Source organism: Brevundimonas sp. (assembly GCF_041648055.1).
Taxonomy (GTDB): Bacteria; Pseudomonadota; Alphaproteobacteria; order Caulobacterales; family Caulobacteraceae; genus Brevundimonas.
This window is the reverse complement of record NZ_JBAZPS010000006.1, coordinates 18696-36654: the sequence shown is the minus strand read 5'-3', so window position 1 is coordinate 36654 and position 17959 is coordinate 18696. Positions and strand designations below refer to the sequence as shown.

The window sequence follows — 17959 nt, the reverse complement described above, 5'->3', positions numbered from 1 at the left end:
TGCGGCCCTTTCGGACCCCACCCTGGCTCAGCCTTCGGCCTCGCCGTCCCTCCCCATGAAGGGGAGGGAGAAAACTCACTCCACCCCCAACTCCGCCACCAGCCGTTCCATCCCGTACACATCGCGCAGCGCGGTCGTCACTGCCCCGGTGGTCACGATGACCGAGCGGTTGACGTTGCGATCATAGCCATAGGCGTTGCGCTGGGTCAGGACGGTGGAGTCGAAGTTCGCCCCCAGGATCTCGCCCGCCGCGTTGACGACCGGCGATCCCGACGAGCCGCCGATGGTGTCGGACGACACGGCCATGTTCAGCACCGTGTCGCCGTCGATCCGCTCGCGCGCGGCCAGTAGCTTCGGCGCGACATCGAACGGGGCCGAGCCGGTCGCTCGGTCCCACAGTCCGCTGAAGGTCGTGAATGCCCCGAACCGCTGTCCGGGCACGTCTGTGCCCTCGATCTGGCCATAGGTCAGGCGCAGCGTCCCGGTCGCATCCGGATAGACGCTGTCGCCGTAGGCCTGGAAGCGCAGGGCGGCCAGTTGCTCTGACGCACGGGCGGTCGGCGCATCGACACGGGCTTCCCAGTCGGCGCGGATGGCGCGGGTCGGCTCCTGCAAGGTCAGCAGATACTGGATCATCGGATCGTCCGACGCCTGGATGGCGGCAAGGCCACCCTCCCACAGGGCCCGGCGCACGGCCGGATCGCCCAGGGTCGTGCCCTGGACCAGACGGGCGGAGCGCGCCTCGGGCGATTCATCACCCAGCAGCACCGCCATGCGCGGGTCATCGACCGTCAGCCATTCGCGTGTCTTGGACAGCCACCATTCCATCCGCACCTGATCCAGCGCCGGATAGACGGGCCGCTCGGCAAACAGGCCGGATTGAATGGTGGTCAGGCGGCTGTCGGCGAACTCCGGCAGGCGTTCGGCCGACGGCTTCTCGCGCTCCTGCGCCCCGCGCACCAGCGTCCGCGCCCAGTTGAACAGCTGTGAGCCGCCCGCCACCGGCGTGGTGCCCAGGCCGGTTCCGCCTTCCAGCAGGGCCATGGCGGGGTAGAGTTCGCGGGCCGCGGGCTGGACTGCCGACAATGTGGACCAGGGATCAGCGGGGGTCGCTGTCGCTCCGCGAATACGGCTCTGGAAATCGACCTCGGCCTCGGCCCGCTTGGCCATGAACTGTTGATCCACCAGCGCCCGCATCCGGCCCAGCCCGCGCTTGTAGGTGTTCTCCAGCCCCACGATCGGGTCCATGGCGATGAAGGCGTTCTCTTCGCTTTCCTGGCTGAACCGGATCAGCCGCCCGCGCAGTTCGCTGGCCAGCAGCTGGTCCATGGGTAGGACGACGTCGCGGATGGTGAACAGCTGGTCCTGGGTCAGCAGGCGCTGGGTCGATCCCGGGCTGCCCGAAACGAAGACCGGCGTGCCCTCGACCGGCTTGTCGGCATTCCACTTGAAATGGGTGGGCGTCGCGACCGGCGCGCCGTTTTCATACAGGCGGATGAAGGCCGCATCGATCGAGAAGCGCGGGAAGCTGAAGTTGTCCAGATCGCCGCCGAAGGTCGCGGCCCGATCTTCCGGGGCCCAGGCCAGGCGCACGTCGGAGTATTTCTTGTAGGTGTAGAGCTTGAACTGACCGCCGCGATACAGGCTGACGACCTGACAGCGTTTGTCGGTCGCATCGCCGCACGCCTCCTGCTCGATCCGCCCGGCTTCGGCGTCGCGCGCGCGGGTGAAGGCCTGGCCTTCCAGACCGGCCCCGGCGGCCTGCATCCGCTCGGTGATGTCCGTGATCTCCGTCAGGATCTCGGCCGTGCCGCCGGGGCATTTCAGCTCCTCCTCGCGGCTGCGCGGGGCAAAGCCGGTCTCGGCATAGTTGACCGCCTGGGTCGACAGATTGGCCACGCATGTGGCGACGCAGTGGTTGTTGGTCATCACCAGCCCCTCGGCCGAGACAATGCCCGCCGAACAGCCGCCGAACTTGACCGAGCTCAGCCGCACCCGGTCCAGCCAGGCCTGATCGATGTTCGTCCCCAGCGTGGCATTGGCCCGCGCGATGGGGAAGTTGTCGAAGGTCCACATGCCTTCCTCAGCTTGCGCTGCAGAGGCGGCGGCGAGGGTCAGCATTGCGGCGGCGAGGGCGGGGGTGAAACGCATGGGATGCTCCTTCCCCTTCTTCCCTTGCGGGTGAAGGAGGCTCGCATTGCGAGGCGACGACGGGTGGCCCAGAGGGCCGGATGAGGGGTCGCACCAGCTGGTGCGGTTGTTGTGGAATGACCATGAATGACGAAGGGGTCGCCCGGCAAGACCGGTGCGACCCCTCATCCGTCAGGCTGCGCCTGACACCTTCTCCCGCAAGGGAGAAGAAACCCTACTCGACCCCCAGCTCTTCCAGCAGGCGCGGGCTCGGATAGATCACCCGCAGCGCCTCGGTGACGGCGGCGGTCGAGACCGACACCGTCCGGTTCAGAGTACCGTCATAGCCGAACGACCCACCCAGCGAGTGGATGTTGCCGTCGAAGGCCGTGCCGATCACTTCGCCCGCGGCATTGATCACGGGCGAGCCGGAGTTGCCGCCGATGATGTCGTTGGTCGAGACGAAGTCGTAGACGGTTTGCTTGTTGATGCGGTCCTCGGCATCCAGGAACTTCTGCGCCGCATTGAACGGCACCGAGCCCGTCGCCCGCTCGTATAGGCCCCCCATGTAGGTGAAGGCCGGGACGGTCACGCCGCGATAGGTCCAGCCCTGAACCTGGCCATAGGACAGGCGAAGCGAGAAGGTCGCGTCGGGATACAGGTTGTCGCCATAGACGGCGAAGCGGGCCTGGGCGACGCGCTCGGCGGCGCGGGCCGTCGGGGCGCTGACCGTGCTGGCCCACTGGGCCGCCACTTCGGCACCGGCCGCCTCATTGGCCAGGACGAAACCGATCAGCGGATCGGCCTCGGCCAGCTGTTCCGGCGTCATCGACAGGGCAGCGACGCGGAAGGCCGGATCGGCCAGCTTCGTTCCCGCGATCAGACGTTCGGCCAGGGCTTCCGGGCTTTCGCGGCCCAGCATGGCCTTCACCGTCGGATTGTCGACCGTCAGATACTCGCGCGTCTTGGACAGCCAGTAACGCATCTGGACCTCGTCGATGCCGGGCGTGACCGGCAGGACGGTGGCCAGACGGCCCTGCAGTGCCGCGCGTTGTTGCGGCGTGATGCGGCGTTCACCTTCCGGGCGGGCGTTGTCGCGGGCGACACCGGCCAGGGCGCGGGCGTAGCCGTAAAGCTGCGAGCCGCCACCGGCACCCTGAACCAGCTGGCGATAGGGGAGGTACAGATCGCGCGCGGCGGTTTCGACGGCTTCCAGCTCGGCCCACGGATCGCCGATGCGTTGCAGCAGGGCAGGGTCTGCGGCGACGCGCTGGCGCAGCTCGGCTTCCTGCTGGCGCTTGGTGGCCATGAAGGCGGGATCGGTCAGAGCCCCCTGCTGGCCGTACCAGACCTTGAAGCTGTTCTCGAGGCCGAAGATGGTGTCGAAGGACGCGCGGCCGGCCTCCTCGTCGGTCAGCGAATACTCCAGCAGGCGACCCCGCAGTTCCGAGCCCTGGATCAGCTGGGTCGGCAGTTGCTGGTCGCGCAGTCGCTCCAGCTGGCTCATGGTCAGCAGGCGCTGGGTGGTGCCGGGGTTGCCGGCCACGAAGGTGACGTCACCCTCGGCCGGGGCATTGGGGTTCCACTTCAGGAAGTTGGACGTCTCGACCGGCTTGCCGTCCTCGTAGGCGCGCAGGAAGGCGGCATCCAGGGCATAGCGCGGGAAGTTGAAGTTGTCGGGGTCCCCACCGAAGAAGGCGGCCTGGTTCTCGGGCGCGAACACCAGGCGCACGTCTTCATAGCGGCGGAACTTGTACAGGGCGTAACGGCCGCCGCGGTAGAAGCTGATCACCTGGCAGTTCAGCCTGGCGTCGCCGGCGCAGTTCTCTTCCTGGATCTTGGCAGTCTCGGCGCTGCGGGCGGCGTTGAAGGCCGCGCCTTCCAGGCCCTCGCCGGCGGCCAGGACGCGATCGGTCACGTCAACGATGTCGGTCAGGACCTCGGCGGTCTGGCCGGGGCAGGTTTTCTCTTCCTCGCGATTGGCCGTCATCCAGCCGTTCTTGACGAAGTCGTTCTCCGGGCTGGACAGATCCTGCACGCAGCCGACCACGCAGTGCCAGTTCGTCAGGATCAGGCCGCTCTCGGACACGAACGAAGCCGAACAGCCCTGCAGACGCACGGCCGAGTTACGGACGCGGTCCAGCCAGGCCTGATCGATGCGGGTGCCGTATTTGTCGTTGACGGTCTGGATGGGGAAGTTGTCGAACGTCCACATCCCCTCGTCGGCCTGGGCCACGTTCGGGGCGGCGGTGATGGCCAGCGCCCCGGCGACTGTGGCGATGGAGGCAGTCGCGGCTATGGCGGACCGAAGCGAACGAAACAGCATGTCTGGTGGTTCTCCCTGGCCCGTCCATTCACTGCGGGCTGTTACACGATAACTAGACCCGAAGCCGCGCCTGCGTCCACAGCCTGTTTCCGAAGCGGGTGCGGCGCCTTACCCCGATTTAACTTGGCCGGAACACATACCGGCGTCAGATAACGGACAACCTTGGGGGTTCGTCGGTTTTCATGACTCTTGCTCAATCCACCCTGCTCTTCGAATGGCGCCGCTACATGGCCGCCGTGATGGCGCTGGCGTTGTCGGGGCTGCTGGTTCTGGCCATGACCGGCGTCTTCATCGGTATCGGCAAGGGCTTCACGGCCCAGATCGAAAGATCGTCTGCGGACATCATCATTATGCAGCCGGGAGCGACCAGCCTGTTCGGCGGACCCTCCGGCCTGCCTCGTCGCTATATTCCGCAGGTCTACAACAATCCCGCCGTGGAGGAGGTTCAGCCCTTCGACATGGCTGGCGGCAGCTTTCAATCCATCAAGGACGTGGACCCGACGCTTAGCCAGGCCGATCGCGCCAAGATGGGCGCGGCCAAGATGAACTACGTCCAGACGCAAATCATCGATACCACGCCGAACGCCGTGACCATTCCGACGGATTATTCGCCAGAGATCGTCGAAGCGCTGCGCCAGCCATTCACGGTCGCCATCGACGAAACCACTCTGCCCAAGCTGGGCGTGAAGCTGGGCGAGAAGGCGTTGTACAACGGCCAGACCGTTACCGTGGTCGGTATCCTTCGTGGCTATCCCAGCATGATGCAGCCAGCGATCGTCGTGTCCCGCGACACCTTGCGGATGGTCGGGCAGGCCGACACAGGCCCGCGCGTAGGCCCTCTGATGGTCAAGCTCAGCGACCCCACCCAGGCCCGCTTCGTCGCCGACCAACTGAACGCTCAGGGTGACGGCCAGTGGAAGGCCTGGACCCGGCAGGAACTGGCCGACGCGAACGCCGGGGCCATGTTCGAGGAGGGTATCCTTCTGATCATCATCGGCGGCTGCGTCGTGCTGGGCATCATCATCGGCGTGGCCATCACCTGGCAGACCCTGCGCGGTGCCATCATGGCCAACATCAAGGAGTTCGCCTCTCTTCGCGCACTCGGTGTCGGCATGGGCTCCCTTCGCTGGATCGTGCTGGAGTTGAGCTTCTTGGTGGGTGTCGTTGGCGTCGGGGCTGCCATTTTCCTGACCTGGCTCCTGTCGCTGCTGGCGGCGGCCAATGCCGTCATCATCGCGCTGCCGCCGATTCTGCTGATCATTGTCGGTGGCGGTCTGATCCTGATCGCCATGGGATCGGGCCTGCTGTCGATGGGCATCCTCAAGAAAAGCCAACCTGCGGACCTGCTGCGATGACCGGCCATACGAAACTGCATGGCCGTCATGGCTCCGCTGCCATCGAGGCCACCGGCCTGGTCAAGCGGTTCAAGTCCGGCAAGTCCTTTGTCGAGGTGCTGAAGGGCGTGGATTTCGACGCCCGCCACGGCGATCTGACCATGGTCATGGGCCCGTCGGGTTCCGGCAAATCCACCCTGATCGCCGCTTTGTCCGGCCTGCTGCGCCCCGAGGCCGGGCGGGTGGACGCGCTGGACGTCGACGACATGTGGAAGCTGTCGTCCGGCCGGATCGACAAGTTCCGCCTGGATCACTGCGGCTTCATCTTCCAGGGCTTCAACCTGTTCCCGGCCCTCAGCGCCCTGACCCAGGTCACGACGGTGCTGAAATATCAGGGCCTGTCGCCCGACGCCGCCCGCAAGCGTGCCACCCTGGCGCTGGAAGAGGTCGGCCTGGGTCATCGCCTGCACCAGCGCCCCTCGGCCCTGTCCGGCGGCGAGAAACAGCGTGTCGCCATCGCCCGCGCCCTGGCCAAGGACCCCAAGATCCTGTTCGCCGACGAACCGACCTCGGCCCTGGACGGCGAGAATGGCCAGGTGGTCATCCGCCTGCTGCGCCGGGCCGCGACCGAACATGGCGCGGCGGTCATCTGCGTCACCCACGACCCGCGCCTCGAAGCCTGGGCCGACCGGGTCATCCACATCGAAGACGGCGTGATCATCGACGATCAGCGCCGCATCCCCAATCCCGACGCTACGCTCGCGTCGCACTGAACGCCCTGAAGGACCTCCAAGAATGCCCGGCTTCCTGAAAAGCAAATGGACCTGGATTGGCCTCGCGCTGATCGTCGTGGTCGGCCTCGCCGCCATGTTCATGAACAACGCCGCCACGGCCAAGAAGGCCGAGGAGGCCGAGCGCGAGGCGAACAAGGTCGAAAGCCCCTATGCGGCCATCGCCAACGGCAAGGTCGATGTCGAGGGCGGCATCATCCAGATCGCGGCCCGCCGCGGCGGCATCGTCAGTGAAGTCCTGGTCCAGGAGGGCGACCGCGTCGTCACCGGCCAGATCCTCGCCCGCCAGGAAGCGGACGAGCCCCGCCTGGCCCTCCAAAGCGCCGCCGCTGACGTGGCCCAGGCCGAAAGCCAGCTGCGCCAGATCCAGGTCGACATCCGCACCGCCCAGCGCGAGTTCGATCGTCTGCAACAGCTGGTTGCCACCAACTTCGTCGCCGCCCAGCGCCTGGATCAGGCCCGTGACGCTATCGCCACGGCCGAGGCCCGCATGGCCTCGGCCCGCGCCGCCGTCGACACCGCCCGCGCCCGCCGCGACCAGGCCGCCTATAATGTCGAACTGACGGTCATCCGCGCCCCCGCCAACGGACGGATCGTGCGCCGCTATGCCAACCCCGGCGCCGGGGCCTCGACCCTGAACGTGTCCAACATGTTCGATCTGGAGCCCGACGCCCCGCGCATCGCCCGCGCCGAGATCGTCGAGAGCGACATCCCCAACATCACTGCAGGGCAAGCCGTCGAGGTCACGCCCGAGGGCGACACGACCAAGGTCTATGTCGGCACCGTCCTGCGCCGCGCCGCCGTCTTCGGGGCTCGCAAGCTGGCCTCCGACGACCCCTCGCAACGCTCCGACGAACGCGTCGTCGAGGTCGTCGTCACCGTCGGCGACGCCCCCCTGCTGATCGGCCAGCGCGTCCTGGTCAAGTTCATGAAACCCGGCGAAACGGCGGGTGCCCCACGCACCGCCACCGTCGGCGTCCCGGCCAACCGCTCGATGCAGACGCCGAACCGGGGGTAGTTGACCGTCAGCGCCCCTCGAACGTCGCCGTCCGCTTCTCCAGCACGGCGCTGACGCCCTCGGCGTGGTCCTCGGTCAGATGGGCGAGGGCCTGCATGGCGGCGGTCATTTCCAGGATCTGGTCGAAGGTGGCGTCGCGGCCCTGGCGCAGTAGGGCCTTGGTCATGCGCAGGGCCTGCGGCGCCTGGGCGGTCACCTGCGCCGCCGTGGCCAGGGCCTCGTCCATCAGGCGGTCGGCGGGCACGACCCGGTTGACCAGCCCCCAGTCCAGTGCGGTCTTCGCGTCCAGCGCCCGGCCCGTGAACAGCAGCTCGGCTGAGCGGGCATAGCCGACGTTCCTCGGCATCAGCCAAGTCCCGCCGTCGCCCGGCAATATGCCCAGCTTCAGGAAGGGCACGCCGAAACTGGCGGCCTCGGACGCGATGCGGATGTCGGCCAACCCGGCGATGTCGCACCCCAGCCCCATGGCCGGGCCGTTCACCGCCGCGATCAGCGGCACCTCCAGCCCATAGAGGGATCGCACGATCCGGTGCACGACCCGGCGATAGTTCTCGCGGATGTCGACGCCGGTGCCGCCGAACAGGTCGCGCCGGTCCCGCATGGCGGTCAGGTCGCCGCCCGCCGAGAACGCCCGGCCCGCACCGGTCAGGATGACACACGACACGCTCCGGTCCGCATTGACCGTCTCGCAGGCTTTGGCGAACGCCTCGCCGTCCTGCGGATCGGGCAGGGCGTTCAGCCGCTCGGCCCGGTCCAGGGTCCAGATTTCAAGGGGGCCTCGGCGTTCGCGTGCGATCAGGGTCATGGTCACGCTGTGCCGCATTCGCTCCCCCCGCTCAAGCCGCGAGGCCCTGTGGGCCGAGCGATAGCGCCCAAACACGCGCTGAAGCAGCGAGGCTCCGCGAGCCGAGCGATAGCGCCCAAACAAAAGCCCCGGTCCTTGCGGGGCCGGGGCTCGGTCTTCTCGCTGCCGCAGTCGCTGTTCTAGCGCTTGCGGTCCAGTTTGATGGGCACGAAGTTGGACGGGTGGCTGACCGCGCGGTCGCCTGCGCCGTTCGTGTTCTTCGTGTTCACCAGCATCCCACCCCACAGGGCGAAGGACATCATGGCGTGCTGGAGGTTGCGCTCCTTGTTATTCATCTTGGCGTCTCCTTTCGATGAAAGATGAAAAGAGACGCGGCGTGCTTTTCGGGGGTCTCACCGTCATAGTCGTTTCGCGTCAGCGTCCTATCTAGCAGGCGCGCTGCAAATTGCAAGGTTTTTGCTCCGCAACCGGACCATATTTCGCACCGATGTCATCAAACGTGTCCCCGTCGCCACAAGGCCCGCCGCGCTCCATCGCCACCCCCTGTGTCCAGGTGTGCGTGGTCGACGGCGCCTCCAGCCTGTGCCTGGGTTGCTACCGCACCCTGTCCGAGATCGCGGGCTGGAGTGAGCTGACGGACGCGGAGCGCGCGGCGATCATGGCGGAGCTGCCTGAGCGCGAGCAGGAGGTTCTAGGTTTCAGGGGCTAGGTTCTAGGGCCGAACCTGTTCCGGCTTGCGGTCTCTCCCTTATCCCTAGAACCTAACCCCTCGCTTTAACCCCCCGTCCACCACGCCCGTTCACCGCATACCAACCGCCCCCTGCCAGGGTGTCACAGCCGCAGAAGCGGTTGTGTTCTGGTGAGTGTGTTCGGTCCGATGCGTTTGAACCTGTCCAACCTCGGGGTGATGACCCTGGCGATCGCCTGTTCGCTGACGGCCGCCTTCTGGGTCAATCAGCTGGGCGACCGGGGCCAGGCCCAGGCCGCCGTGGTGCCCGTCACGGCCTCTGCCGTAGCGACAGCTGCCCCCGCGCCCGCCACCGGCCCCGACACCCGCATCGCCCGCTCCGAAGACGGCCACTACTGGGCCGAGGCGCGCATGAATGTCCGCACCGGCGGCCGCCCCATCCGCGTCATGGTCGATACGGGGGCCAGCGTGGTGGCCCTGACCCGCGCCGATGCCGAACGGCTGGGCGTGCATGTCACGGCCGCCGATTTCTCCGGCACCATCATCACCGCCGCCGGCCGCGTCCGCGCCGCGCCCGTCACCCTGGCCTCGGTCAGCATCGGCGGCACGCGCGTCAACGACGTCGAGGCCCTGGTGATCGAGAACGGCCTGCCGCACTCGCTTCTGGGCATGAGCTATCTGGGCCGCCTGTCCAGCTTCACCGCCACGCCGACGACCCTGACGCTCAAAAGCTAGAGCGCCTTCACCACCACGGACAGGGCGGTCAGCAGCAGATAGATCGCGAATACCCGCCTCAGCGTCGTCTTGTTCAGCCGGTGCGCCAGCCGCGCGCCATACGGGGCCACCGCCGTGGTCAGCAGCCCCATCACCACCGCCGCCGGTATGTTGACATAGCCCAGCGACAGCGGCGGCCGTCCGCCCGCATCCCAGCCGAAGACCACGAAGCCCAGGCTCGCCGCCGCCCCGATGGCCAGGCCAAAGCCCGACGCCGTCGCCACCGCCTGATGGATCGGCCGCCCGCACAGGGTCATGGTCAGGCCGCCGAAACTGCCGCCGCCGATCCCCATCATGGCCGACAGCCCGCCGATGACCGTCGCTGTCACCCGGCGGCCCCAGCCCGTCGGCATGTCCCGCCTCAGCACGATCCGCTCGGGCAGCAACCCCATCTGCGCCGCGATCAGCGCCAGACAGACCCCGTAAACGATGGCCAGCCCCTCCATCGACGTGAACCCCGCCACGCCGGCTCCGATCAGCCCGCCTAGCGCCACCCACGGCGTCCAGGTCTTCAGCACGACCTCGTCCACCGCCCCGTGCTCGCGATGCGCCTTCAGCGACCGCCAGGAGGTCGCCACGATGGTCGCCAGGGACGTGCCGATGGCGACATGCAGATTGCTCTCGCCTCCCAGCCTCAGAACCTCGAACGCATAGAACAGCGCCGGCACGATCACCGTCCCGCCGCCCACTCCGAACAGCCCCGCGATCAGTCCCCCGACCAGTCCTGCGGCCACGAGCGCGGCCAGCAGCATCAGGATCTCGTTCAGCGGCAATGCGGTCATGCCAGCGGTCTAGACGGTCCTGAATCGACCAGCCAGAACAGATCCTCCACCGTCGTACCCAGGGCCCGCGCCAGCGACAGCGCCAGGATCGTCGACGGCACGAACACCCCGTTCTCGACCGTATTCACCGTCTTGCGCGACACCCCTGCCAGCGCCGCCAGCTCGACCTGTGTCAGCCCCGCCGCCGTCCGCACCTCCTTCAGCCGCGAGGCCAGGCGCGGGTCACTCATCGTCGCTCGCTGAATCCGCTTGATTGGCCTCGCGATCCAGCCAGGCAAAACGAAACCCCGCCGTGGCCGCTGAAACGGTCAGTGAAACGATCATGGCCATGATGCCTGCCTCGGCCCGCCAGACCATGAGCCCCAGCGCAAGGGTCGTGCATGCCATCAAGACCACGAACGCCGCTTTCAGGGCCTGGGCACGGAACACCTGGGTCAGTTCATCGTCGAGAAAGCGCCTGTTGGTGATGGAATACTTGTCCCAACCCAACACCATGAGGACGACCAGCCACGCATAAAGCACCGGCATGCCCAGCCGCAGACACGCCATCAGGCTGGGCCCTTCCGCCTGGATATCACCGGAAGCCTCGTAGGCGACATACAGCAGCGCCAGTCCAACGACAGGGAAGGTCCAGAGCATCCGCGACCGTTCGGCCTGCAAGCGATCCCGTTTCGTCTGCGACCGCTCGCCGATTTGTTGCGACCGCGATGGGTGATGCCAGGCCGCCAGAATCAGTCCCACGACCATGACGGCAAACCCGATCCCGGCCAGAACACCCGCCGCCGTCGCCGCATCACCGGTGCGTCCGTCCCCGACGACGAATCCCGCCACGCAGGCCACGACGCCGACCGCGGTCAGAACCAGCCCCCAGCCATACCGACGCGCCCGGTCATTCAACGCCCGCTTCACCTCGCCCTGATCCCTCATCACCGCCCAACCCCTTACATGATGTCACCTGTGGGTTACATGTCACCTTGGGGTTACATCAGTCAAGAGGCTATTTCAGGCTTCCGCCGGACCGTGTTCGCGCAGACGCAACCTCCACAGTTGGCAGCCGTTCCGACCGCAACTTCCACTCGGGACATCCCTGCGATGACGACGACCAAGACTTCTTCCATCCGTACTTTGGCCCTGGCCACCTCGGCCCTGATGCTCAGCTCGGGCGCGGCCCTGGCTCAGACGCCCTACAACTCGACCCAGTCCCAGACCCAGCAGCAGCCGTCGCAGCAGCAGGAAGCGATCGGGGCCATCCTCGGGGCCCTGTTCGGTGACCGTCTCGGCGTCTCCACGGGCGTCGATGCGCAATGGGCCGCCGGTCGTCGTCCGCTGAACACCCAGCGTACCCAGTTCTACAGCCGCATCGATGCCGACGTACGTTCGGGCAATCTGTCGTCCTATGCCGGCGACCGCCTCAAGACCGATTACGACGCCCTGGTCCAGCTGGAGACCCGCTACGGTTCCGACGGGCGCTTCACGGCCGCCGAGCGCAACGATCTGAACGATCGCTACAGCCGCCTGACCCAAGCGGTCGCCGACGGTGGCTATGGCAACGACAATGGCTACGGTGGGGGCTCGAACAACGGCTATGCCTCCGTCTCCGGCGGCCGGGTCGAGTTCGAGGCCCGCGTCGATACCGCCGTGCGCAGTCGCCGCCTGACCCGCACCGAGGGCACCCGCCTGAAATACGACTATCAGGCCCTGATCCAGGTCGAGTCCGGCTATCTGCGCGACGGCTCGCTCAGCGCCCGCGAGCGGGACGATCTGGAACGCCGTCTGGACGCGCTGGACGCCCGCGTCGGTGACGTCCAGTCCAGTGGTGGCTATCAGGACAACCGCACCCGGCTGTCGGCCATCGAACGCGCCGTGTCGACCAACGGCTCGGGCGTGGGCCGCGCAGAGGCGGCAGACATCCTGGTCGAGGTCGGTGACCTGACCCGTCTGGAGGCCGCATACAGCCGCACCCAGCCGTCGTCCGACGACCGTGCCTATCTGGAACGTCGCATCGGCGAACTGGAAGTCCGGGCCCGCATCCGTCGCTAGGCCACACCGGAACTGCTCAGCTGTCTGAACGCTGTTAGGCCATGCTTCCGACACTTGCCGAACTCGACGACGCCCGCCTGATTCAGTTCGGGGGGGTGTCGTTGACGTTCGGCGGTCTGGTCAGCGCCGCCGTCCTGCTGGGCGGGGCGGTCGCCCTGTCATGGGTGGTGACCCGATCCATCCGCCGGTTCCGCATGCGGGCCGAGCGCAGTGCTCAGGCGCTGTATCTGCTGGAAAAGCTCGCCGGCTACGCCATCGTCTTCGCCGGGGCCGTCATGGCCCTTTCGGCGGCGGGTCTGAACCTGTCCTCCCTGGCCGTCTTCGCCGGGGCCATTGGCATTGGTGTGGGCCTGGGCTTGCAGGGGGTGGTCAAGGAGTTCGTCTCCGGCCTGTTCCTGATCTTCGACCGGATGGTGTCGGTCGGCGACTATGTCGAACTGGATGGCGCGCGCGGCGCGATCGCTGAAATCGGACCGCGCGCTACCCGCATTCGCACCAATGACAACATCAACATCATCGTCCCCAACTCTCACCTGATCGAGGGCAGGGTGACGAACTGGACGCTGAAGGGCGACACCCGACGCATCCACATTCCCTTCTCCGTCGCCTATGGGGCCGACCGCAGCCAGGTCCGGGACGCTGTGCTGGCCGCAGCCCGCGCCAGCCCCTTCACCCTGCCGGAAACCGAAACCCGCAAGAGCCAGGTCTGGCTGACCACCTTCGGCGAAAGCAGTCTGGACTTCGAACTCCTGGTCTGGCCGACGCCCGAGGCGGTCAAACGTCCCGCCGCCATGCACGCCGCCTATACCTGGGCGATCGCCGATGCCCTGGACGAGGCCGGCATCGAGGTGCCGTTTCCCCAGACCGACCTTCGCATCCGCAGCCTGTTCGGCCGCGAGGGCGACGAAGCCATCGCCGCCATGCTGGGTCAGCATCTGGCAAAACAGGCCGACACCGGCACCCCGTCGTCGCGCCCGTCGCAGCCTTCACAGAACGACGCCGCCGCCGAATTGCTCAAACCGCCCGAGGCACCGCCCGAGCGCGATCGGGAATAGCTGCTGCCACCGGCTGTCAGCATCCCCCGGGCATCCCCGCGCGTTGACTGGCGCAGACCCCTCGCGCGTCCTAGATGGTGTTCATGGCCCGTTCCGCTCCGCCTCCCGGCAAATCCGCCAAGCCCGTCCACGTCCCCGGCCAGTCGTCGCAAGGCATGGCGGAGGCTTCGGCCCCCTTTATCTTCGATCCGGCGGCGGCCACGAACAAGCTTCCCATGTTCGCCCCCGTCACCGGCCCGCGCCTGACGCCGGAGGAGGCTCCGGGCAAGCCTGCCGACTGGGTCCCGCACCGCCCCGACCGACCCGACGGGCGCAAGCACATCCCCTTCCGGCTGGAGACCAAATACACCCCCGCCGGTGACCAGCCCTCGGCCATCGCCGAACTGGTCGAGACGGCCAGGACCGGCGAGCGCAATCAGGTCCTGCTGGGTGTCACCGGCTCGGGCAAGACCTTCACCATGGCCAAGGTCATCGAACAGACCCAGCGCCCGGCCCTGATCCTGGCCCACAACAAGACGCTGGCCGCCCAGCTCTATTCCGAGTTCAAGAGCTTCTTCCCGGACAATGCGGTCGAGTATTTCGTCAGCTACTACGACTACTATCAACCTGAGGCCTATGTCCCGAAGTCGGATACCTACATCGAGAAGGACAGCTCCATAAACGAGCAGATCGACCGCATGCGCCACTCGGCAACGCGGGCGATCCTGGAGCGGGACGACGTCATCGTGGTCGCCTCGGTCAGCTGCATCTACGGCATCGGCTCGGTCGAGACCTATACGGCGATGACCTTCACCCTGAAGGTCGGGGACCAGATCGACGAGGCCAAGCTGCGGGCCGATCTGATCGCGCTGCAGTACAAGCGCAACGACCTGAATTTCGACCGCGGCATGTTCCGCAAGCGCGGCGACGTGCTGGAGATCTTCCCCGTCCACATGGAAGACCGCGCCTGGCGCATCCAGCTGTTCGGCGACGAGCTGGAGAGCATCCAGGAGTTCGACCCCCTGACCGGCAAGAAGACCGCCGAGCTGGACGAGATCACCGTCTATGCCGCCAGCCACTATGTCACCCCGCGCCCGTCGCTGAACCAGGCCATGACCGGCATCAAGGCCGAGCTGAAGGAGACGCTCGACTGGATGGTCGAGAACGGCAAGCTGCTGGAGGCCCAGCGGCTGGAACAGCGCGTGCGCTTCGATCTGGAGATGATGGAGGCCACCGGCTCCTGCGCCGGGATCGAGAACTATTCCCGCTGGCTGACGGGCCGCAGCCCGGGCGAGCCGCCGCCCACCTTCTTCGAATACATCCCCGACAACGCCCTGCTGTTCGTGGACGAGAGCCACGTCACCGTCGGTCAGATCAGCGCCATGTACCGGGGCGACTACCGCCGCAAGTCGACCCTGGCCGAGTATGGCTTCCGCCTGCCGTCCTGCATCGACAACCGCCCGCTGAAGTTCGACGAATGGGACGCCATGCGGCCCCAGACGCTGTTCGTCTCCGCCACCCCCGGCCCGTGGGAGATGGAACAGACCGGCGGGGTCTTCACCGAACAGGTCATCCGTCCCACCGGCCTGATCGACCCGCCCGTCGAGATCCGTCCCGTCTCCGGCCAGACCCGCAACCAGGTCGACGACGTCATCGACGAGGTGAAGGCCGTGGCCCGCGCCGGCTACCGCTCCCTCGTCACCGTCCTGAGCAAGAAGATGGCCGAGGACCTGACGGAATACATGCACGAACAGGGGGTCCGCGTCCGCTACATGCACTCCGACGTCGACACGCTGGAGCGGATCGAGATCCTGCGCGACCTGCGCATGGGCTCATTCGACGTCCTGATCGGCATCAACCTGCTGCGCGAGGGGCTGGACATCCCCGAGTGCGGCCTGGTCGCCATCCTGGATGCGGACAAGGAGGGCTTCCTGCGCTCGGAGACGTCGCTGATCCAGACCATCGGCCGCGCCGCCCGCAACGTCGACGGCCGGGTGATCCTGTACGCCGACCGCATGACCGGCTCGATGGAGCGCGCCATCGCCGAGACGAACCGCCGCCGCGAGAAGCAGGAGGCCTACAACGCCGAACACGGCATCACGCCGGAGTCGGTCAAGCGCGACATCCGCGAGATCATGGCCAGCCCCTATGAGAGCCGCGCCCTCGACCAGCTGACCCGCCCCGGCGTGGCCGAGGCGTCAAAGCCCTTCGTCGGCACCAACTTCCAGGCCGCGCTCAAGGATCTGGAGGGCCGCATGCGCAATGCCGCCGCCAATCTGGAGTTCGAGGAGGCCGCCCGCCTGCGCGACGAGATCAAGCACATGAAGCTGATGGACCTGGAGTTCGCCAACGACGCCATGACCCCCGCCGGTCAGGCCGTGGACACCGAGGCCCCCAAGCGCGACCGCGCCGCCGCCCGCGCCGCCTCCGCCGAGGCCTTCCGCAAAGGGCGGCTGTAAGCCAGCAGCCCCCCGGTCAGCCCCCCGTTCAGCGCGTCTTCGTCCGCGCCTCGGCCAGCACCTGTTGCACCTGCTCGAAGGTATCCGTCACCGTGCTCGCGGGCGGCTTGCCCATCAGGCTGACGGCCACGATGGCGATGAAGCTGAGCACGAAGCCCGGCACGATCTCGTACAGCAGGCTGCTCAGCGTCGCCCCGTCGGCCAGCACCGGCGCATAGATCCAGAACAGCACCGTCACCGCCCCCACGACCATGCCGGCCAGCGCCCCGTCGCGCGTCATCCGCTTCCACGTCAGCGACAGGATGACCAGCGGCCCGAACGCCGCCCCGAACCCGGCCCAGGCCTTGGACACCAGCCCCAGCACATTGCTGTCGGGGTTGTAGGCCAGCAGGATCGCCGCCACCGCCACGGCCAGCACCGCCAGCCGCCCGACCAGCACCAGCTCCTTCTGCGGCGCGCTCTTCCTCAGGAAAACGCCATAGAAGTCCTCGACCAGCGAGCTGGACGACACCAGCAACTGCGACGAGATGGTGCTCATGATCGCCGCCAGGATGGCCGCCAGCAGGAAGCCGGTGATCAGCGGATGGAACAGCACGTCCGACAGGATGATGAAGATGGTCTCCGGATCGGTGACCTCCAGCCCGTTGCGTGTCGCATAGGCCAGGCCCGCCAGTCCGGTCCCCAGTGCCCCGACCAGGGTGACCAGCATCCAGCCCATGCCGATGTTGCGCATGGCCGGAATGTCCCGCACCGAGCGGATGGCCATGAAGCGCACGATGATGTGCGGCTGCCCGAAATAGCCCAGCCCCCAGGCCAGGGCCGACAGCACGCTGATCAGGGTCGCATCGCGGAACAGGTTCAGCAGCTGCGGATCGATCCCGTTCAGGGTCGCCGCCGTCTCGCCCACCCCGCCGTCGTTCATAATGGCCACGACCGGCACCAGGATCAGGGCCACGAACATGATCAGCCCCTGCACGAAGTCCGTCAGGCTGACCGCCATGAACCCGCCGACCATCGTATAGGCCAGCACCACCCCGGCGGTGAGCCACAGCCCTAGGCCGTAATCCAGCCCGAACGACGTCTCGAACAGCTTGCCCCCCGCCACCATGCCGGACGAGGTGTACAGGGTGAAGAAGACCACGATCACCAGGGCCGACACGATCCTCAGCATCCGGGACCTGTCCTCGAACCGCTTGCCGAAATAGTCGGGGATGGTGATCGCGTCGCGCGCCACCTCGGTATAGACCCGCAGGCGCGGCGCCACGATCAGATAGTTGGCCAGCGCCCCGGCGAACAGGCCGATGGCGATCCATATGGACGACAGGCCCGACACATACATGGCCCCGGGCAGACCCAGCAGCATCCAGCCGCTCATGTCCGACGCCCCGGCCGACAGCGCCGACACCGCCGGCCCCAGCTTGCGCCCGCCCAGCATGTATCCGGCCACATCGTCCGTGCTGGTCCGCATCGACCACACCCCGATGCCCAGCATCAGAGCGAAATACAGGCCGAGAGTGATGAAGGTTCCGATTTCCATGCCCCATGCCTAGCAGCAGGGCAGGGGCCGGGGCCACCCTTTGCGGCGAGAAAGGGGCGGGGGAGGAGGCGCTACCGCCTGCGCGACGGCCCGGAGGGCGGGGCAAAGCCCGAGACCAAGCGCATGATGCTGGTGGACCTGGAGTTGCCAACGACGTCATGACGGCGGAGGCGGAGGCGGAGGCGGAGGCGGCGGCGGAGATGGCAGAAGCGTTCTGGAAGGGGCGGCTGTAAGGGGGCTT

General features: G+C 67.1%; 16 protein-coding genes. 8 read left to right on the top strand and 8 right to left on the bottom strand.

Annotation, left to right across the window (positions count from 1 at the left end; translation table 11 throughout):
* Window positions 1-75: 75 nt before the first annotated feature.
* Window positions 76-2151 (bottom strand): S46 family peptidase, encoded by a 2076-nt coding sequence (locus WC585_RS12070; RefSeq protein ID WP_373258224.1) that lies wholly within the window; start codon window positions 2149-2151, stop codon window positions 76-78.
* Window positions 2152-2365: 214 nt separating this feature from the next.
* Entirely contained in the window at window positions 2366-4456 is a 2091-nt protein-coding gene (locus tag WC585_RS12065; protein WP_373258223.1) for a S46 family peptidase, read from the bottom strand.
* A gap of 182 nt (window positions 4457-4638) precedes the next feature.
* Here WC585_RS12065 and WC585_RS12060 point away from each other — a divergent pair, with 182 nt between their 5' ends.
* Genes WC585_RS12060 through WC585_RS12050 form a run of 3 tightly spaced genes read left to right on the top strand, consistent with a single transcriptional unit; the run spans window position 4639 to window position 7599 of the window.
* A complete protein-coding gene (locus WC585_RS12060; protein WP_373258222.1) occupies window positions 4639-5811 on the top strand; it encodes an ABC transporter permease in 1173 nt (390 codons plus the stop codon).
* Complete coding sequence (locus tag WC585_RS12055) at window positions 5808-6563, top strand: ABC transporter ATP-binding protein (protein ID WP_373258221.1); 756 nt, start codon at window positions 5808-5810, stop codon at window positions 6561-6563. The genes WC585_RS12060 and WC585_RS12055 overlap by 4 nt, the downstream gene beginning before the upstream one ends.
* Before the next feature lie 22 nt (window positions 6564-6585).
* The gene (locus WC585_RS12050; RefSeq protein ID WP_373258220.1) at window positions 6586-7599 is read left to right on the top strand and encodes an HlyD family secretion protein; all 1014 of its coding nucleotides are present in this window, start codon (window positions 6586-6588) and stop codon (window positions 7597-7599) included.
* A 7-nt stretch (window positions 7600-7606) separates the two neighbouring features.
* Here WC585_RS12050 and WC585_RS12045 read toward each other — a convergent pair whose 3' ends face one another.
* Together WC585_RS12045 and WC585_RS12040 are read right to left on the bottom strand one after the other, a co-directional pair.
* Window positions 7607-8404, bottom strand: coding sequence for a crotonase/enoyl-CoA hydratase family protein (locus WC585_RS12045; RefSeq protein WP_373258219.1), 798 nt, complete (start codon window positions 8402-8404; stop codon window positions 7607-7609).
* 179 nt (window positions 8405-8583) lie between these two features.
* Complete coding sequence (locus WC585_RS12040) at window positions 8584-8739, bottom strand: hypothetical protein (protein ID WP_292174107.1); 156 nt, start codon at window positions 8737-8739, stop codon at window positions 8584-8586.
* 164 nt (window positions 8740-8903) lie between these two features.
* On the opposite strand from WC585_RS12040, the gene WC585_RS12035 reads away from it, so the two are divergent.
* Complete coding sequence (locus WC585_RS12035) at window positions 8904-9113, top strand: DUF1289 domain-containing protein (protein WP_373258218.1); 210 nt, start codon at window positions 8904-8906, stop codon at window positions 9111-9113.
* A 168-nt stretch (window positions 9114-9281) separates the two neighbouring features.
* Window positions 9282-9827 (top strand): TIGR02281 family clan AA aspartic protease, encoded by a 546-nt coding sequence (locus WC585_RS12030; RefSeq protein WP_373258217.1) that lies wholly within the window; start codon window positions 9282-9284, stop codon window positions 9825-9827.
* Here WC585_RS12030 and WC585_RS12025 read toward each other — a convergent pair.
* Genes WC585_RS12025 through WC585_RS12015 form a run of 3 tightly spaced genes read right to left on the bottom strand, consistent with a single transcriptional unit; the run spans window position 9824 to window position 11578 of the window.
* Window positions 9824-10648 carry a sulfite exporter TauE/SafE family protein gene (locus WC585_RS12025; protein WP_373258215.1) on the bottom strand — a complete coding sequence of 275 codons (825 nt, stop codon included), beginning with the start codon at window positions 10646-10648 and terminating at the stop codon, window positions 9824-9826. The two genes, WC585_RS12030 and WC585_RS12025, sit on opposite strands and share 4 nt — an antisense overlap.
* Window positions 10645-10878: a helix-turn-helix transcriptional regulator gene (locus WC585_RS12020; protein WP_373258214.1), complete on the bottom strand. Its 234-nt coding sequence runs from the start codon at window positions 10876-10878 to the stop codon at window positions 10645-10647. The genes WC585_RS12025 and WC585_RS12020 overlap by 4 nt, the downstream gene beginning before the upstream one ends.
* Window positions 10871-11578 carry a hypothetical protein gene (locus WC585_RS12015; protein WP_373258213.1) on the bottom strand — a complete coding sequence of 236 codons (708 nt, stop codon included), beginning with the start codon at window positions 11576-11578 and terminating at the stop codon, window positions 10871-10873. Before WC585_RS12015 ends, WC585_RS12020 begins: the two co-directional genes overlap by 8 nt.
* 162 nt (window positions 11579-11740) lie before the next feature.
* Between WC585_RS12015 and WC585_RS12010 the strand changes: the two genes are divergently transcribed.
* From WC585_RS12010 to uvrB, 3 genes are all read left to right on the top strand, one after another.
* On the top strand, window positions 11741-12688 hold the full coding sequence (locus WC585_RS12010) for a hypothetical protein (protein WP_373258212.1): 948 nt from the start codon (window positions 11741-11743) through the stop codon (window positions 12686-12688).
* A 41-nt stretch (window positions 12689-12729) separates the two neighbouring features.
* On the top strand, window positions 12730-13743 hold the full coding sequence (locus tag WC585_RS12005) for a mechanosensitive ion channel family protein (protein WP_373258211.1): 1014 nt from the start codon (window positions 12730-12732) through the stop codon (window positions 13741-13743).
* 83 nt (window positions 13744-13826) lie between these two features.
* Window positions 13827-16181, top strand: coding sequence for an excinuclease ABC subunit UvrB (gene uvrB / locus WC585_RS12000; protein ID WP_373258210.1), 2355 nt, complete (start codon window positions 13827-13829; stop codon window positions 16179-16181).
* A gap of 28 nt (window positions 16182-16209) precedes the next feature.
* Here the strand turns inward: uvrB and putP are convergent, their stop codons facing one another.
* Window positions 16210-17718, bottom strand: coding sequence for a sodium/proline symporter PutP (gene putP, locus WC585_RS11995; RefSeq protein WP_373258209.1), 1509 nt, complete (start codon window positions 17716-17718; stop codon window positions 16210-16212).
* Window positions 17719-17959 lie beyond the last annotated feature (241 nt).

Bases quoted from the DNA above. Each gene is read 5' to 3' on its own strand.
- WC585_RS12010 (WP_373258212.1), top strand. From the start codon at position 11,741: ATGACGACGACCAAGACTTCTTCCATCCGTACTTTGGCCCTGGCCACC.
- WC585_RS12060 (WP_373258222.1), top strand. From the start codon at position 4,639: ATGACTCTTGCTCAATCCACCCTGCTCTTCGAATGGCGCCGCTACATG.
- WC585_RS12005 (WP_373258211.1), top strand. From the start codon at position 12,730: ATGCTTCCGACACTTGCCGAACTCGACGACGCCCGCCTGATTCAGTTC.
- WC585_RS12055 (WP_373258221.1), top strand. From the start codon at position 5,808: ATGACCGGCCATACGAAACTGCATGGCCGTCATGGCTCCGCTGCCATC.
- putP (WP_373258209.1), bottom strand. From the start codon at position 17,718: ATGGAAATCGGAACCTTCATCACTCTCGGCCTGTATTTCGCTCTGATG.
- WC585_RS12020 (WP_373258214.1), bottom strand. From the start codon at position 10,878: ATGAGTGACCCGCGCCTGGCCTCGCGGCTGAAGGAGGTGCGGACGGCG.
- WC585_RS12040 (WP_292174107.1), bottom strand. From the start codon at position 8,739: ATGAATAACAAGGAGCGCAACCTCCAGCACGCCATGATGTCCTTCGCC.
- WC585_RS12065 (WP_373258223.1), bottom strand. From the start codon at position 4,456: ATGCTGTTTCGTTCGCTTCGGTCCGCCATAGCCGCGACTGCCTCCATC.
- WC585_RS12070 (WP_373258224.1), bottom strand. From the start codon at position 2,151: ATGCGTTTCACCCCCGCCCTCGCCGCCGCAATGCTGACCCTCGCCGCC.
- WC585_RS12025 (WP_373258215.1), bottom strand. From the start codon at position 10,648: ATGACCGCATTGCCGCTGAACGAGATCCTGATGCTGCTGGCCGCGCTC.
- WC585_RS12045 (WP_373258219.1), bottom strand. From the start codon at position 8,404: ATGACCCTGATCGCACGCGAACGCCGAGGCCCCCTTGAAATCTGGACC.
- WC585_RS12030 (WP_373258217.1), top strand. From the start codon at position 9,282: ATGCGTTTGAACCTGTCCAACCTCGGGGTGATGACCCTGGCGATCGCC.
- uvrB (WP_373258210.1), top strand. From the start codon at position 13,827: ATGGCCCGTTCCGCTCCGCCTCCCGGCAAATCCGCCAAGCCCGTCCAC.
- WC585_RS12050 (WP_373258220.1), top strand. From the start codon at position 6,586: ATGCCCGGCTTCCTGAAAAGCAAATGGACCTGGATTGGCCTCGCGCTG.